General features: G+C 32.8%; 18 protein-coding genes and 1 pseudogene. 5 read left to right on the forward strand and 14 right to left on the reverse strand.

What is annotated here, in order from left to right; all coding sequences use genetic code 11:
• Positions 1–21: 21 nt before the first annotated feature.
• The 7 genes from OZP07_RS20995 to metG all read right to left on the reverse strand — a co-directional run bounded on the left by OZP07_RS20995 (position 22) and on the right by metG (position 8,413).
• Complete coding sequence (locus OZP07_RS20995) at positions 22–1,413, reverse strand: hypothetical protein (RefSeq protein WP_281636642.1); 1,392 nt, start codon at positions 1,411–1,413, stop codon at positions 22–24.
• Between the two features lie 64 nt (positions 1,414–1,477).
• Positions 1,478–2,116, reverse strand: a complete 639-nt coding sequence (locus OZP07_RS21000) for a chloramphenicol acetyltransferase (protein WP_281636643.1) — start codon at positions 2,114–2,116, stop codon at positions 1,478–1,480.
• A gap of 148 nt (positions 2,117–2,264) precedes the next feature.
• Positions 2,265–3,536 (reverse strand): OmpA family protein, encoded by a 1,272-nt coding sequence (locus OZP07_RS21005; RefSeq protein WP_281636644.1) that lies wholly within the window; start codon positions 3,534–3,536, stop codon positions 2,265–2,267.
• Between the two features lie 273 nt (positions 3,537–3,809).
• A complete protein-coding gene (locus tag OZP07_RS21010; RefSeq protein ID WP_194642390.1) occupies positions 3,810–4,517 on the reverse strand; it encodes an HAD family hydrolase in 708 nt (235 codons plus the stop codon).
• 55 nt (positions 4,518–4,572) lie between these two features.
• Positions 4,573–5,451, reverse strand: coding sequence for a DMT family transporter (locus OZP07_RS21015; protein WP_281636645.1), 879 nt, complete (start codon positions 5,449–5,451; stop codon positions 4,573–4,575).
• A gap of 107 nt (positions 5,452–5,558) precedes the next feature.
• Positions 5,559–6,194, reverse strand: coding sequence for a transposase (locus OZP07_RS21020; RefSeq protein ID WP_281636646.1), 636 nt, complete (start codon positions 6,192–6,194; stop codon positions 5,559–5,561).
• A 158-nt stretch (positions 6,195–6,352) separates the two neighbouring features.
• Positions 6,353–8,413: a methionine--tRNA ligase gene (gene metG, locus OZP07_RS21025; protein WP_281636647.1), complete on the reverse strand. Its 2,061-nt coding sequence runs from the start codon at positions 8,411–8,413 to the stop codon at positions 6,353–6,355.
• Positions 8,414–8,997: 584 nt separating this feature from the next.
• Here metG and OZP07_RS21030 point away from each other — a divergent pair.
• The 5 genes from OZP07_RS21030 (at position 8,998) to OZP07_RS21050 (ending at position 12,036) form a co-directional block, all read left to right on the forward strand.
• Positions 8,998–9,762: a hypothetical protein gene (locus OZP07_RS21030; protein WP_281636648.1), complete on the forward strand. Its 765-nt coding sequence runs from the start codon at positions 8,998–9,000 to the stop codon at positions 9,760–9,762.
• 154 nt (positions 9,763–9,916) lie between these two features.
• Entirely contained in the window at positions 9,917–10,813 is an 897-nt protein-coding gene (locus OZP07_RS21035; RefSeq protein ID WP_281635207.1) for an IS982 family transposase, read from the forward strand.
• A gap of 144 nt (positions 10,814–10,957) precedes the next feature.
• Positions 10,958–11,461, forward strand: coding sequence for a GNAT family N-acetyltransferase (locus tag OZP07_RS21040; RefSeq protein WP_281636649.1), 504 nt, complete (start codon positions 10,958–10,960; stop codon positions 11,459–11,461).
• 168 nt (positions 11,462–11,629) lie between these two features.
• The gene (locus OZP07_RS21045; RefSeq protein WP_194642385.1) at positions 11,630–11,815 is read left to right on the forward strand and encodes a hypothetical protein; all 186 of its coding nucleotides are present in this window, start codon (positions 11,630–11,632) and stop codon (positions 11,813–11,815) included.
• A 50-nt stretch (positions 11,816–11,865) separates the two neighbouring features.
• Positions 11,866–12,036, forward strand: a complete 171-nt coding sequence (locus OZP07_RS21050) for a hypothetical protein (protein WP_281636650.1) — start codon at positions 11,866–11,868, stop codon at positions 12,034–12,036.
• Between the two features lie 158 nt (positions 12,037–12,194).
• Here OZP07_RS21050 and OZP07_RS21055 read toward each other — a convergent pair whose 3' ends face one another.
• The 7 genes and pseudogenes from OZP07_RS21055 to OZP07_RS21085 all read right to left on the reverse strand — a co-directional run bounded on the left by OZP07_RS21055 (position 12,195) and on the right by OZP07_RS21085 (position 17,175).
• Entirely contained in the window at positions 12,195–12,887 is a 693-nt protein-coding gene (locus OZP07_RS21055; protein ID WP_281636651.1) for an outer membrane beta-barrel protein, read from the reverse strand.
• Positions 12,888–12,898: 11 nt separating this feature from the next.
• A complete protein-coding gene (locus OZP07_RS21060) occupies positions 12,899–13,489 on the reverse strand; it encodes a hypothetical protein (RefSeq protein ID WP_281636652.1) in 591 nt (196 codons plus the stop codon).
• Between the two features lies 1 nt (position 13,490).
• On the reverse strand, positions 13,491–14,207 hold the full coding sequence (locus OZP07_RS21065; RefSeq protein WP_281636653.1) for an immunoglobulin domain-containing protein: 717 nt from the start codon (positions 14,205–14,207) through the stop codon (positions 13,491–13,493).
• Between the two features lie 202 nt (positions 14,208–14,409).
• Positions 14,410–14,565: pseudogene (locus OZP07_RS21070) on the reverse strand (IS982 family transposase); the annotation flags it as partial.
• A gap of 3 nt (positions 14,566–14,568) precedes the next feature.
• Positions 14,569–14,745: a hypothetical protein gene (locus OZP07_RS21075; protein WP_281636655.1), complete on the reverse strand. Its 177-nt coding sequence runs from the start codon at positions 14,743–14,745 to the stop codon at positions 14,569–14,571.
• A gap of 193 nt (positions 14,746–14,938) precedes the next feature.
• Positions 14,939–15,451: a hypothetical protein gene (locus OZP07_RS21080; protein ID WP_281636656.1), complete on the reverse strand. Its 513-nt coding sequence runs from the start codon at positions 15,449–15,451 to the stop codon at positions 14,939–14,941.
• A 356-nt stretch (positions 15,452–15,807) separates the two neighbouring features.
• Entirely contained in the window at positions 15,808–17,175 is a 1,368-nt protein-coding gene (locus OZP07_RS21085; protein ID WP_281636657.1) for a hypothetical protein, read from the reverse strand.
• Position 17,176 lies beyond the last annotated feature (1 nt).

The raw sequence follows: 17,176 nt of genomic DNA on the forward strand, positions 1-17,176 counted from the left end.
TTTTTTAATTATAAAGTCTATTTAAAACGAACGGTCAAATCCGTCAATAAACTTACGCATGATATATTGTTTTGCAGAACTGTCATAATAACCCAGAATATAGTAATTTTTATAGCGTATAATGCTTGGTAAGGTTACTTCTGAGTGTTCCAGTTCAAAACGTGAAATGAAATCGACAGCGAGAGGCTCCTGGTCTTTTTTAATGTGATCTAACTTTTTATCGAATATACTCTCAAAATAAACAGTGGTGGGAATATTTTGATACTGCAAATTATTGTCGAATGAATTAAAGTCTGACAATGTATTAATGAAATTTGCAAATTGGATGTTACCAGTGCCTCCTAATGTAATCAAAATCGAATTTGAGGTTTTGTAAACTGTTAATCCTGCTTCTAAATATACTAATTGGCTCAGAAATTTGGCAGTGGTTTTGAGCTCTTTTGGTCTTTGTCCTTCAAACTGCTGCCATAAAGGAGAACTTTTAAAGGAAATAGTATCGGTTTTTGAAACGAGTATGTTTTTTATGATGGCTGCTGTGTTGTAATCTTTTATTTCAAACACCAATTCTTCGGCATTGACTTTGAATTGATATATTTTACTCTCGTGGTAATAAGAATTAGACAGGCTGACATAATTTTTGGTTGAAGTTTTCGGGAAATTTTTCTCCTGAATTTCTAAGGTTGACAGATCAATATCAAATGCCTGCGTTTCATTGTCATTATGATCAAAAGTCAGAAGCAATCGGTTTTTGAGGACGTAAAATTTTGTCTTTTGAGTGCCTTTAAATAATGGATTGAATTGGTTTGTTTCTATTTTTTCAATAGGACAGGCTTCCAGAATTTGGGTAAAGTTTATTGCTTGATTTTTACTGTTTTTGAATTTAAAAGAACTAAAATCAAGTGTTTTTTCTTCTTTTTTGCCATCTTTGAAAATGTACAGTATTAATTTTTCTTCAAATTGTTTTTGTGCAAGGATATAGAATGTATTGTTTTCCTGAAATTGTGTAATAACGGTTTGATTAAAAAACTGCTGTTCATAATTAATAGGATAACTGGTTTTGGCATTCAAATCATATTGTACAGCTGTTATTTTGGTCAAATCAGCATTTGACCAATAAAGAGCTGGATTTCCATCGCTGTTGAAACTATAGCCTGCAATTGTTGTAAGACTGGTGTCCGGCCTTGGAAATGAGTATTGACTGTTCAGAAACAAGGAACTGTTGTATTTTAGAATAGTAAGTGTTTCTTTATCGGAAGCAAACACAAACATATTATGGGTGATTGTGTTTGCTGCATTGATAATATGCCTGTATTCTTTGGATTTTTTTAGTTCTAATGGAAAAGCAGCTAAGACCGTCTGGCTTAAAAGAAACTGGCTTTGAATTAGTATAAAAAAAAGAAATATTCTTTTCATATGTTTTTTGCTTTTCAAATGAGTATTCGTTTTGAAAGAATCAACAAAAATTGTTCCATTTTATTTATGCCGTTTCTTGATTCATAATTTCTTGAAAATAATCTGCCATTTGTCCTACGTGCAGGGCATCCATCAATCCATGATGAACGTGGATTGACATAGGCATTTTTCTTTTTCCTTTTTTAGATAATGTCATTTTTCCAAAAGAAATTTTTGGACAGCTGTCTGGAATGGTCATATTGCGTGCGTGTGAAAGCGAAGTAAAATTCAGCCACGGAATTGACGAAAAATGAATGAGATTATCTTCTTTGAAATCTCTGGTTAACAGTCCTGCTGTATTTTGAATACGCTCGATTTCGGCCATTGCATTTTTTTCAAAAATCGCATAATCGGGGTGAAATTCTATCAAGGAAAATCCAAAAGTTCCATCAGTCCTTCCTATAGTCGCCGATGCATCAATCCTGTCATGTATGTAAATGTGAGTGTTGTCTATGCGGTATCTAAAACTTTCGAAAGTATTTACGGCTGACAGTGTTTTGTGTAAATAATAGATAAAAAATGAAGTGTCTAGTGCTTTGGAAACGGCATAGGCTTTGGTGCAGTCAATATTTATGCTTACCCCAAAAAAAGGCTCCTGCATTTGTTTAAAGAAAAGGAAATGTTCTTTTCTATTCCAATTATCTAGATTTAAAAGCGTTTTCAAAAAGTTATTTTTTTACAAAAATACAGTTTTTCTTTTAATCTGTTTTAGTTGAGAATTATAATAGTAATAGATCTTTCCTTAAGGATACAAAGCAAAAAAAGTCCTAAAATGATATCATTTTAGGACTTTTAAAAGTGGTTAAGTTAGCTTATTTTACTGTGAAAGTAACTTTTCTAACTAATTTTCTTGCTCCGTTAGATGTTTTATCTACTGAAGTGTCTTCTCCAGCAGAAATAACATTTACTCTTGATGCGTCTATTTTAGATTTTACAAAAATATCTTTTATTGTGTTTGCTCTCGCAGTAGATAGTTTGTCGTTATAAGCAGTTTTTCCTAATTCATCTGCATGACCAACAACATCAACAGTAGCAGATGGATTGTTTCTTAGGTAAGTAAGAACGAAATTGATACCGTCTGTTGAATCATTTGAAGGTATAGTTGAGTTATAATCAAAATAAGCACAGATATAACCTGAGTTGATTAACCTTTTAATTGATTCGTTATTTTTTGTAATAACAGTGCTTTCAGAATTATCTCCGTAAGTTCTAGTTAAATAGCTTTCTAATTCATCAGGAATGCTGTTTTTGTTAACATCAATAGACTGTCCTTTTGTGTTAACCATTACTCCAGCAATAGTATTTTGTTCTTGGTCTAAATAATCAGGAACACCATCTTTGTCTGTATCCTGCATTGTAGATTCTATATCAGCAATTTTTTTGTTTAATGCAGCAATTTCGCTAACTTCAACAATTGGACGTGCATACCAGTCAGCATGTTTGTCATATTTGCCTAAGGAATATGATAAACCAATAGTTCCATTTAATATTACGCCTGATGATAACATATCCGATTTGTTTAAGCTATATCCATCAAAAGCGACATCTTGTTTTGCATTATAAATAACTGAGAAATCACCTGTTAAAGCAATTCTGTTTGATAATTTAATTTGAGCAGTTACACCAGTTATTAGATTAACCATTAAATCATTATCTCTTCCGTTATCAAAAGTACCTTGAGCTACTCCAAATCCAGTATGAGCTAATAAACCAAAAGTTTGTGTGAATTCTTCAAAGTTCATTATTCTGCCAAGGTTAGCAACACCTTGAACTGCTACTCTGTAATAATCAGATTTAAAATCTTTGGAAGAATTGTCACCTGAAAAGTGATTAAATCCAAAATCAGCTTTTAAACCAAATTTATTGTTAAACATGTATCTTGCTCCAAAATCAACAACATATGGGCTTAATGGTAAAGTAGTGTACCCGTTTGTCATTGGTTTTGCTGGTTTGTTAAAACCACCAGCCAGTTCAATAGTCCATCTGTTGAAGTTGCTGCTTTCTGTACTTTGTTCTGTATCAGTTTGTGCAGTCATAGTTGTCAGACCTGAAGCAAAAACTAATGCAAGTATTGTTTTTTTCATGATGTATTTTTAAAATTCGGGCAAAAATACAAAATTCAGAGTCATTTTTAAACCTTTTAAAGCTTAATTGTGTAAGAAAAGAATATTATTATTTGTTAAAACCGTTTGGTTTTTAATTTAAGACACTGATAACAAGGTGTTTGTGTTAATTTTTATTTTTTTTGTAAAAAATTAAGTTTTTTATATTTCTAAGAAAATTGATACAAGGAATTAAAGCTTTGATTTAATTTTTGTAAAAATTTTCCAAATTTTTAGTATATATGTGTATCATTATTAAGTTAATAATGGTAAAATTTCAGTTATTTTTTCGAATGCCTGGAAGTTTTTGTGCTCTACTTTATGGTCAATTTTTTCGTGTGCCCAAGTCGTGTGAAAAGGAATGTGAACTGCGTATCCTCCGATGGACAAAACAGGTAAAACATCCGATTTTAAGGAATTGCCAATCATGAAAAACTCATCAGGCTGAATCTCTAATCGTTTAATCAAATCCGAATAATCTACTTCCTGCTTGTCAGACATTACTTCAATATGATGAAAATAATGTCCCAGACCCGATTTGTGTAACTTACGGCGCTGATCTAGTAAATCGCCTTTGGTGGCAACAACTAATTTGTATCTGCCTTGCAGTGCTTTTAAAGTTTCTTCTACGCCATCCAGCAAAACAATTGGCTTTTCGAGCAGTTCTTTTCCATATTCAATTATTTTTTCAATGACTTCTACTCGTATAGTTTTCTCTGAAATATTCATTGCAGCTTCTATCATTGATAAGATATATCCCTTAATTCCATAACCGTATAATTTGAGATTACCGATTTGAATTTTAAACAGCTCATTCGAAATTCCCTGATGTGATAGATAATCTTCCATCAGACCGCAGAATTTTTTTTCGGCTTCATCAAAGTAGGTTTCGTTGATCCATAAGGTGTCGTCTGCGTCGAAGGCAATTACTTTTAAATTTTGAATTTTGTTTTTGTCTAACATATTTTTAAAATATTTTTTTCGGCCAATGTTTTTCAGCGACGAACTATTATTCAATTTAGAAAAACGATTTCAATGAAATTGTTTTATTGTAAAAAGTAATTCGGATTCCGAAAAGTAGAATAATTCCGCCGAAAATCATTTGTAAATTTATTTTTTCTTCTAAAAAAAGCCATGCCAAAATGGATGTAATCACAGCCTGACTCAACAAACTCAGTGAAACTCTGGTGGCACGCATGTGCTGTGTTGCATAGCTGACAGATAACCATGCACATAATTGACAGATAAACGCCTGCAGCATCAGTACCAACCAGCCCGTATCTGAAAAACCAGTGAAAGGTTCGTTCAAACTGTAACAAACAATTCCCAAATAAATGCTTGAAGCTGTTAAACTGATGGTCATAAAGGATAAAACATCAACTTTAGAAAGCACATTTTTACTGATCAAAAGATAAATGGAATATAAAATACCTGATAACACGGCAAATAGAAATGCTTGATTGAAATTCATTTCAACGAAAATTTCGAAACCAACCAAAATCACCATTCCGAATAAAGAAACGATAGTACCAATCCAGAAATTAGGTGCGGGCTTAGATTTTAGAAATAAAAATGAGCCAATACCAACCCAAACCGGAGACAGATTTGTCAGCAGTGATGCCTGTGTAGCACTCGATTCCTGAATAGCAATATTCCAGACGGCAACATCCGAAGAAAATAATACGCCGCAAAATGCTGCCAAAAGAGCAAATTTTAAAGAAGGAATTTTGAAGTTTTTACTCAAAATAACATAAGGTAAAAGCAGGATCAAGGCAAAAAACATTCGGTAAAAAGCCGAAATTAATCCCGGTGTCAAACGTAATTTTACCAATATCGGGAAAATCGAAATGCAGAGTATGCCACAGATTAAGGCTAATCTTGGTTTTGTAAGTTTCATTGTATATTATTATGTAGAGACGTTGCAGTGCAACGTCTCTATGTAGGTTAGTTTATAATTGTGTTTAATGTTGTCTTAGACGTTGCAATGCAACGTCTCTACTTGAATTAATTATAAAATTTATCTTCCTTCCAATTTGTTACATTGTTTTGAATGTAATTTTGAATTCTTTCAAAAGATTCAGAATTACGTATGATGTGATCGTGAAAACGTTCTTGCCATTCAAAATCAGCGTGAATATAATGGGCATTTCTAGTTATTACCGATTTATAAGAACGTATCAGTGTAGAAATTGTTCCTGCTAATGGTGAAATTTTTGACATTTGTTCGTTTTTCTGTGACGCATTTTCGTCAATCGGGGGTGTAGAGACGTTGCATTGCAACGTCTTTGCAGACGTGTAGACGTTGCATTGCAACGTCTCTACCGCATTGTCGATACGATCATCAACAATATTTGTTTTGTTAATAATCAATATTCCATGAACATGATTTGGCATAACCACATAATTTCCCAATTCAATAAATGGAAAATGTTTTGGGATTTCTGTCCAAAATGCATCTGCTATTTTTCCGATTTCATTTAACTGCATTTCATTTTCACCATTGGCTGATACAATTTCGCCAAAAAAATGTTCCCTGTTTTTAGTGCATATCGTTATAAAATAAGCACCATTTTGACCATAATCCCAATTTTTCAATCGGGTAGAAGAAATTCGGTATTTGTTTTGGAATTTACCGTTCATATAATTCGTTTGATTGATGTATAGACGTTGCACTGCAACGTATAAACGACAATTGATTGTCACGAATGTAGTTTTTTCTGCATTAAAACAAAAACGATACAGGGAAACAAAAAGAGACGTTGCACTGCAACGTCTCTACGTAAAATGATATGATGTAATTAATTTATCGTCTCCCCATTTCCAACACCATCAGTATCCGGATTAATAAAAACCAATTTTCCTTCTGCATTTGTAGTCATCAAAATCATTCCCTGGCTTTCAACGCCACGCAATGCTCTTGGCGCCAAATTCACCAAAACAGTCACACGTTTTCCGATAATATCTTCTGGTTTAAAACTTTCAGCAATACCCGAAACAATCGTGCGGACATCAATTCCAGTATCAACTTTCAGAACCAAAAGTTTGTTGGCTTTTGGCATTTTTTCTGCTTCGAGGATCGTTCCTACACGGATATCCATTTTAGCAAAATCTTCAAACTGAATCAAATCTTTCTGAGGTTCAGCTTTTTTGTTTTCGGCGATATTTGCTGTTTTCGTAGCTTCCAGTTTATTTATTTGTTTCTGAATTTCTTCGTCTTCAATTTTAGAGAAAAGCAATTCGGCTTCGCCAATCTGGTGTCCAGCAGGAATTAAATCTGATGTTTCCGAAATCGAATTCCAATTCAATTGGTTTTCGATTTTCAAAATACGCGTCAATTTATTCGCTGTAAACGGCAGGAAAGGCTCGCACAAAATGCTCAAAGCTCCAGCAATCTGCAAGGCAACATACATTTGAGTTTTGGTACGCTCTTCATCCGTTTTAATCATTTTCCAAGGCTCTTCATCAGCAAGGTATTTGTTTCCAAGTCTGGCCACATTCATCATTTCGCCAAGTGCTTCACGGAAACGGTATCTTTCTACCGAACTCGAAATCACGGCTGGATATGCTTTCAATTCGGTCAAAGCAGCCTCATCCACTTCTGATAATTCATTTGGTTGCGGTACAATTCCGTTGTAATATTTATTGGTTAACACCACCACACGGTTGATGAAATTTCCAAAAATAGCTACTAGTTCGTTGTTGTTTCTCGCCTGAAAATCTTTCCAAGTGAAGTCGTTGTCTTTAGTTTCAGGAGCATTAGATGTCAAAGCATAACGCAGCACATCCTGCTGGTTTGGAAATTCTTCCAAATATTCATGCAGCCAGACTGCCCAGTTTTTGGAAGTAGACAATTTATTTCCTTCCAAATTCAAAAACTCATTCGCAGGAACATTGTCAGGTAAAATGTAACTTCCTTCCGCTTTTAGCATTGCTGGGAAAATCACGCAGTGAAAAACAATATTATCTTTCCCTATAAAATGAACCAGTTTTGTTCCTTTATCTTTCCAGTACGGCGTCCAGTCTTTTCCTTCTCTTTGTGCCCATTCTTTGGTAGACGAAATATAACCAATTGGCGCATCAAACCACACATATAATTTTTTCCCTTCGGCACCTTCAACCGGAACATCAATTCCCCAATCAAGGTCACGCGTTACTGCACGAGGCTCGAGTCCGCCATCAATCCAGGATTTTACCTGGCCGTAAACATTGGGTTTCCAGTCGTTTTTATGTCCAACGAGGATCCATTCATTCAAAAAATCAGAATAACGGTCCAATGGCAAAAACCAGTGTTTCGTTGATTTTAAAACCGGAGTTTCTCCTGTTATTGTCGATTTTGGGTTGATTAAATCAGTTGCGTTCAAAGTTGAACCACATTTTTCACATTGATCCCCGTATGCTTCTGGGTTATCACATTTTGGACAGGTTCCGGTAACAAAACGGTCAGCTAAGAACTGATCTGCTTTAGCATCATACAATTGCTCGGTTACTTCTTCGATGAAATCACCGTTGTCGTATAGTTTTTTAAAGAACTCCTGAGCCGTATCATGATGAATCTGAGCCGAAGTTCTGGAGTAATTATCAAATGCAATTCCAAAATCAGAGAATGATTTTTTAATGATTCCGTGATATTTGTCGATTACTTCCTGAGGGGTAATGCCCTCTTTCTTGGCTTTCATCGAAATAGCCACACCGTGTTCGTCGCTGCCGCAAATGAATAAAACATCGCGGTTTTGCAAACGCAGGTAACGCGAATAAATATCAGCAGGTACGTAAACCCCCGCCAAATGCCCAATATGTATCGGTCCGTTAGTGTAAGGCAATGCCGCCGTAATCGTATATCTTTCTGGATTCTGTATCATGTGTTGATAGTATTGTTTTTTTATTTGTCACATGTAATTCGCCTACTAGTACTGGATGTAATAACCAATTTTTGTTAGGCTCATTTCACAACTCAAATTTATTGGGTGCAAAAATAAGCAATAGAATCGAGAGTTATAGTATAAATTGTCATTGCACACGGCATTCGCTTTTAAAAGTTTCTGACACGAATTACACTAATTTGCACGAATTAAGATTGCTGTTTAATTACACAAAATATTCGAAACTGTAAAAGTTGTAAAATTTGATTTCAATTTTGACAACCCCGCTGGTGGCGTTCCAGACCCCGCTGTCGGGGTTGTATAACCCCAATTTTGGCGTTCCGAACGCCAGCAACGGCGTCCAGAACCCCGATCACGGGGTTGGGAACGTGGCGAGCGGGGTTATTTTGTTATTTCATCTTTTAAAAAAAAAGAAATGATAAACGGAGAATAAAGGATTTTTGTAAGAAAAGATTATATTTGGTAAATTAAAAGAAGCCAACTGCTTCTGTAAGTGTGATGTGATTTTTTTTCTTTTTGTCAGACTTATATACGAGTTATGGGCTATACTAAAAATCGAATCAATGAAATACAATCTAATTATTAGCACTTTTTTAAGTACATACAATATTTTAGTAATTGATGATGACGATTTGCAAAAAGTTGTTGATTCTTATAATAAAGGATTAACGTCGTTCTTTATTAACGGTAGTCGCCAAACTTTCGAAAGATTAAATAGAATTAAAATTTATACTTTCAAAGCAGAAGAATTTAAAACTGGTAATGAATTTTACGAATTTGCACAATCCAAAAATTTAGTTTCTCGAGGTTATATGAATATGTATAACTATATAGATGATAAAATATTAGCCCAATTTGGAGATGATGTTACCAAGGATTTTATAAAAAATGATTTTGGCCAAGAAAAAGATAGCAAAAGCAAAATTGCCTTACAAATCCAGGAGTATGTACATCCACAAAGAATTGATGAGCTTAATAAATTATCAATTGAAGGATTTGATTTGACAAAATTAATTGGGCTATGTAATGAATTAAATGTAGCAAATGTAAACGGAATGTACTTGACAATTCCTATGTTGATTAGAGCTATAATTGACCATATTCCACCATTATTTGGAAAAGCAACGTTCATTGAGTTAACTGGTTCTTATGGAGGACGTAGCTTTCAAGAAATAATGATGAGATTAGAAAAGTCATCCCGAAAGATTGCTGACTCTTTCTTACATCAGCCAATTAGAAATAAAGAAATCTTACCAACTGAAACTCAGATTAATTTTAAAAATGAAATTGACGTTCTTTTAGGTGAAATTGTTCGCATACATAAATAAAAGTACAGCCCATAACTGCTACTACAACGGATTTGGGCAATTGGCTTAATGACCTGAACTCGATTAATAATTTTGGTTGAAAATTTTGTAGAAAAAGGTAAAATTTAGTATATTTAAATTTCTGACAATTAAATATTTAACTAAACTCTACCTTATGATTTGTTTTGATAAAATTACAGATATTTTTTCTATTGTTGATGAATTTTGCAAAGATTTTGATAAAACCACACAGTCTTTTCTGCTAGGAAAACCTTCCAAACGTCCTTCGATTATGTCAAAATCAGAAGTAATTACAATTTATTTACTTTTTCATTTGAGTGGTTTTCGCTGTTTCAAGCATTATTACATTTTTTATGTCCAAAAGCATATGCAAAATGAATTTCCTAATACAGTTTCTTATAATCGCTTTTTAGAACTAATGCAAAGTGTTCTTTTGCCAATGACAATTTTTGCCAAAACCTGTTGCTTAGGCAATTGCACAGGCATTTCGTTTGTAGACTCAACACCAATTAGAGTTTGTAAAAACAAACGAATCAGTAGAAACAAAGTTTTTAAAGGTATTGCCACTACAGGGAAATCTACAATGGGCTGGTTTCATGGGTTTAAACTCCACATCATCATTAATGACAAAGGAGAATTGTTAAGTTTTGCTGTAACTCAAGCCAACGTAGATGATAGAGAGCCACTGAAAAATGAGGGCTTTTTGAATGCTATTTTCGGAAAACTATTTGGTGATAAAGGATATATAAGCGAGAAACTCTCTCAATTATTATTTGTTGATGGAATCCAATTAATTACAAGTATTCGAAATAATATGAAAAATAGTTTGATGGAAATGAGTGATAAAATTTTACTCCGTAAACGTTCAATAATAGAAACGGTTAACGATGAACTTAAAAATATTTGCCAAGTTGAACATTCTAGACATCGTTCATTTACCAACTTTTTGTCAAATCTTATCGCTGGAATAATTGCTTATAATTTTCTGCCTAAAAAACCTTCTTTGAAATACGAAACGATTAAAACTAACCAATTGGCTGTATTTTATTAATCGAGTTCAGGTTAATGGGAAAATGGTCTTGTATTTGGGAGTTTTGGCAAATCCGAAAATAAGGCTTAATTTAATTCCAAACCTCTTATAGCAAGGGGACATTAGTGGTCATTGTAAAGCGACACTCAACAAATAACATACAAAATGAATGATATAAAAATTATTGAAATCAAGTCTGACCAACTCAAACAATATAAAACGTTTTTAGCTTTTGGACTTGTTAATGACGAAGAGAATTTTAGAATAACACCCAATGATGACTTAAATGCACCTTTTCCGACCAAAGACAAAGTGGATAGTTTTACCCTTGGGGCTTATTCAGACAATCAATTAGCAGGCATAGTGAGTTTTGCTCGTGACGGTGGCGACCGAGAAAAATTAAGACATAAGGGTGTTCTATTTAGAATGTATGTTTCTAAACACTTTCGGGGACAAGGAATTGCAAAAAAACTAATTCAAACATTAGTAGAAAGGGTAAACCAAATCGCTGACATTGAGCAAATCAACTTGACAGTTATAGCCAATAACGACAATGCAAAAAAACTCTATGAAAAATTTGGCTTTGTAACATTTGGATCCGAAAGCAACGCAATAAAATGGAAAGGAAAATATTTTACTGAAGACCAAATGACATTGAAACTAAAATAAAGTTTGTACACAAAAAGAACGAACCGCTAACACTTGCTGCAAGAGATTTGAGCATTTGGCTAAATTGAAAAATTTGTTTGCATTCGGAAGATTCGGCAAATCCGAAAATGAGGCTTTATTTAACCCCAAACCCGCTGTATTAATAGAAAGTTATCCAAAAAGCAAACCATGAATAGAAAAAAAACAGCATATATTTTAATTATTGCAAGTTGTATTTTGCTAGTATTTAATCTATTGCAATTAGATTTTGACAACTTAAAAGCCAAAAGTTTTTTAGGAATTGGTCCCAATATATTTGTAATAGTGGCAATGCTCTTTACAATTCGTGGCATTAATAAAAGGGAGGAAAAATAAAGAATGATTTTGATTTATCTTTGTAAACGAAACATAAAAGAATAAAAGTCATGCCAAAAGGACCCGAAAAAAACACCAAAAACAAGGCTTTGCACACCAAATTACTCAATCGTAAAAAAGCTAAACTTCAGGAAGAGAAAAAGGAAAAAGCAGCACGATTAAAAGCTCTGGTCGCCAAGATGAATCAGAAAAAAAACACTGACGAATCTGATGACATTTAACCAAATTGCACGATTTCGAACTCAGATAAGAGTCAAAAAAACAATAAAAAATTATGCCTTTATTCTAGTTTGTCAATAATAGAAAATTAAATTTCTAAAAGCAAACCGGAGTAAAGGCATTTATTTATGAAAACCAGGATACAGCTATTATAGAGCAGTTATTTTTTAAAATGAAATATCATGTAACTGACTCCAAATGTTATAGTATTGGTTTTTCCTTCAAGAGTAGGACCAGTGTATGTATTAGTTTCGTCATAACTATTTGTTTGTACATCACTCAATAAATTAGCCATTCCCAGCGTATATCGCATATCAAATCTAAAATTGTTATAGCCGCCAGTTATACCAAATCCAAATCCATAATTGAAAGTCGAGGACTTAGACAAATCATTTTCACTCAGCAGGTGAGGCAAATAGTATTGACCAGAAACATCTGAACCACCAGAAGGCGTAAAGGCTTCTTGTAACGCAGCAAACACACCGGCTTGTGGACCAATAAAAAATTCGTCTTCTTCGGGTTTTAAGATATAATAGTTAAAATAAAGACCGAGATTAAGATCTGAGGCATTATATTTTGATTTTTTTGCTTCATCAAAACCATTTTCTACATATTTTACATTCATAGTACTGATTTTGTAAGCAAGTTCCAACTGATAATTATAACTTTCATGATATCCCATCTGAAAATTTACACCCATCAAAAAACCAGGATTAGGTTCTGTGAGCAAATCATTGGATTTCAGTTTAGTCTGGCTCAAACCAGCAACTGCATAAAAACCTCTTGGAGCTTGACTATATATAGAAAGAGTACAAAAAAGTACGCTAATAAAAAGGAGTATTTGTTTTTTCATTATTAAAGTTATTATTTGCAATTAATATATTCGGTATCAGCAATAAAGTTTAAAATTGTTTCATTGTTTTCATCAGCAATATCATATTTCTGAAGTTTCTGCATCAAATCTGGACAATCAGAAAAATTGTTTTTAATCATTGGAACTATCTTTGTACGGGGATCTGTTTTTACTTTAGAAGCACCAACCGAATTAGTATACTCTTCCAATATGGTTTCATTATTATCAATAACATATAATTCATAATATGTTCTAGTACTTGTAAAACCTCCATTGGTTGACATTACAGTTATGACTAATCCGATAAGTTTTTTATCTTCTTTTTCTCCTAAAACAAAATAAACATTAGACTTTTTCTTTTGGTTTAAATGAAAAGACTTCAATACACTGGATCCGATTATTGCGTGGTCAAGGTCTTCAAACTTGATGTATTTTTCCCAGCTTTTGCCAATGATAGTATAGGATATTCGCTTGTCAATTAATATGATTTCGGTTCGCTCTGGTCTCACGAGGGTTTTGGTTCCCTTTTTATCAACAATATAGGATGTCTGAGCAAATGAGCCTGTAAAAACGAAAAATAGGATTATGAGTAGTTTCTTCATTTTAGTTTTCGGTTAATTTTGCTGATACCTTATAGGATGACGTTGAAGAGATATAGAAAATAATATTACAAAAAGTGGCAGTAAGTTTACCATTTGATGATGATAGATAGATCAAACCTTCAGTAGCCATAACAGGATATTTAGAAGTTACACAAACCTGATCTTTTGCCAGAAATGAAGTTGGACAATCACTGCAGATGCGATAAATGCCTGGAGCTGGTCTTTCTTCACTTGCGAATTCAATTGTTATCTGGTCACTTAAGCTGCTTGCGTAAATTTTGAAATTTTGATTATAATTTGTGGTAGAAGTAGAAACTTTTCTTGGATTAAGTAAATCTCCATTAAAAATAAGTGTGTTTGTATCGGGATTACATGGAATATTTGGCGCACTTATTTGGACATCAACGGTACTTTCACTGCTTTCACAGATACCTTTAATTGTTTTTAATTTATATACTCCCGACATAGAAGCGGTAACATTTTTAATAATAGGATTTTGCAGCGCAGATTGGAAGTTATTAGGTCCAGACCAGCTATAACTTACCTCCAAATTATTAGGAGCAGCAGCTTTTAACTGCAGGCTTCCTCCTGGAACAAGTGGAGAATTACTCGTTATGGTATTATTTGGAAGATAACAGGTTATAGTTTCGTTTGTAGCACAGCTAAATAATGAAATAGTACATACAAAGAGAAATAAATAGAGTAATGGTTTTTTCATAAATAAGTTTAAGGTTAATTTTAAAAAAATAAATGGCGCGAATGTAACTCTTTTATTAAGTATTTTACTCCTTTTTTGTGTGTAATAATTAGAATTTTTTAAATGTATAACTAATGAGTTCATACAGTTTTAGTTGGCATTCTATAAATTTTATTCTAAAAAAGTAATAATCCCGCATTTCCTTTTAATTTAATTCAAGCTGTTAGTTTATTACTTTATTTAATTGAGTCAGTCCAAAAACAAATAAGGTCAGCTTTATTAGAAGTCCTTCTAATATTACCGAATTTATTGTTTTTGGGAATAGTTTTTTAATGTCACTGATGGTTGTTTTTACTCTTTTTCTCATTTTCATTTTTTTGTTCTAAAGTGTCTGTTCAGAAGTCACTGATGTAAGATTTGAAAGTGCGGTAAAAGTGCTAGTTACAATTCCAGAAATAAAATACTTGGTTGGATTTACAGGAAATTCCAGTTTTTGATAGGTAACATCATAGTTTAGTGTATTTGGATTGACACTCAAGTTCATTTTCTTAACCGGCATCTTTTGCTCACTTTGAGCTCTTTTTAATGTTTGGCTAAAGCCGAGATTAATATCAACAAAAGGCTTTTTTTATTTCAAATTCGATTAGTGTATCAAATGTAATTTAAAAATTACCTTTCAATCACATATTGATACTGGAACAAAAAAACCACCTGAGAATATCAGATGGTTTTATAAAATATTTGTTTGTTTTTTATAATTTGTAAGTAACTCCAAATTTAGCGACGCTTACTGTGCTGCCTCCGCCTAATTCAAGATTGATGCCAAAATGATTATTGAAGAATACGCGGCCACCTACTTGAAGCCCAACATTTAAAGGATCGTAACCTGGATGGTAGTCTTTATTGTCATAATTCCAAATAAGACCTGTAACACTAGCACCAGCGTAGAAATCAAATTTACTTGGTATATCCAATATTCTATTGAAATGATAATTTCCATTTGCTCCAATACCTACAGCAGAGTTATGATTATAATTGTAGTTGCCATAATAGTAATTGTCATTATTTGTTAAATAAGAAATTTGACCTCCAATTGTAACATCTTTTACAAGTCCATAATCAAGACCAAAATAAAAAGGAACAAAGCCCCAGTCTGAAACTCCAACACCAGCATTTAATTGTATACCACCCTCTTTAAGTGAACTTTGAGCAAATATGCCATTTGATAAAAAACCAAATGCAATAATTAGAATAAGTTTTTTCATAGTTTTTTTTTTAATTATAACGCAAAAATAGAGTTTTATTATGTTTTATTTAAGGTTTTTTTGCCAGATTTAATCTTTTTAAATACCTGTTATATCTTTATATTTTTTAATTATATAGTTTACATGTCTGCAATAATAAACAAGCCGTTTTAGCAGATTGTTTTGAAAATAGTATTGATTGATTAAATTTAATATGACTATCCGTGACTAATACCCAATCGATAAAATTGGCCACAGATTATAAAGATTAACACAGATTTCTAAAAAATGCATGTAAAATCTGTGAGAATCTGTGTAATCAGTGGCAAAAAAACATTTAGTATGCTTTGCGGATAGTCATAAAATTTAAAATGTTTTTAGTTGCTAATTTCAAGCAAGCTTTTTCCTGTTTTTGATTTGATTGATGCCTGAAAATATCCTAGATTATTTTTTTGGATAAGATTTATTTGTATAGTTTCAAATGGTTTTAAAAGTGCAAAGTTTTTGTTTTTTGCAATTAAAAAACGCCAGTCTTTTGGCTGAAGCATATTGAGATTAATTTGTAAATACCCTGTTTTAGAGTGGATTGATTTTGAAGATTGTACTTTGGATAGATTAGCTTCTAATAGTAAAGAATTATTTTTCACAGACGTTTGGGTCACTGCCAATGGAAAATTTACGAATACTTGATGATTGTCAATTACTTTCTGATTTTTTAAATAGTCATAGATTTTTTCAGAATCGTCAGTTTGAATGGAAAAGTAAAAAGAAGGTTCGCGCGTGGTATGAACAACGGCTTTTTTTATCGGATTGAAATCATCATCATAATCATACGAAATAGCCGTATTCTTCTTTTCAAGTATGCTGTGAAACACTAATTCGGTTTGCTTGGGATTATGTATTAAAATGGAATCCAGATTGAATCCAATAATTTTGTTGATATTAGCCTTGTAATTTTTGAAAATATCTTGATGGCGAATTATTTCGAAATTAAAACCTAATGATAATAGAGCGTTAGGATGCTGAACAAAAGGAAGGTTTTTTCTATACTTTGGTTTCAAATCCAACTGACCTTCAGCCACTATTTCATTTTCTTGTAATGAAATAGTGATGATGCCATTATCATTGAGCAGGTTATTTTTTTTGATCCAAATCGTTACGGCGTCAGAAGTATTAATAGTTTTTTCGATCTTTTTAGAATCAAAATAATGATGCTTAACAAATAAATCTTCGGCTATCTTGATGAAGGATTGAGAGTTAGTTGAAGTGTTTACGCAATATAAAATCTGATTTGCATATCGGAGAATATAAGTATTTAAAGTTTTGGAATAATAACCAACAAATGACTTGCCAGATTCTATTTTCACAAAGTGGCTATTGAGTAAGCTTTTATTAAATTTTGTTTCATTTTCGACTATTGCAGTACAGCACCACTGATTCAAAGGCTGGTTTTGAATGTGAAAAAAAGATAAATAATCTGGAGTTTCTATTCCGTAATTTGAGAAATCAAAACGTTTTTTCGAATTGTTTGAACCAAGCTCCCATTGCGAAGGTTTTTTTAGACAGGAAAAAATAAAATGGTTTCGAATGGTTTTAATATCTACCATTACAATCCCATCAGTATTTTCGGGAATGCTTTTTTTATCAAATTGTTTATGAAATCCAAACCAATAAAGGATTACCACACTTCCTATTGTGATAAGAAGTATGGCAATTCTGAGAGAATTATTTTTAATCCTCTTCATG

Origin of the sequence: Flavobacterium marginilacus, assembly GCF_026870155.1 — a bacterium.
GTDB lineage: Bacteria > Bacteroidota > Bacteroidia > Flavobacteriales > Flavobacteriaceae > Flavobacterium > Flavobacterium marginilacus.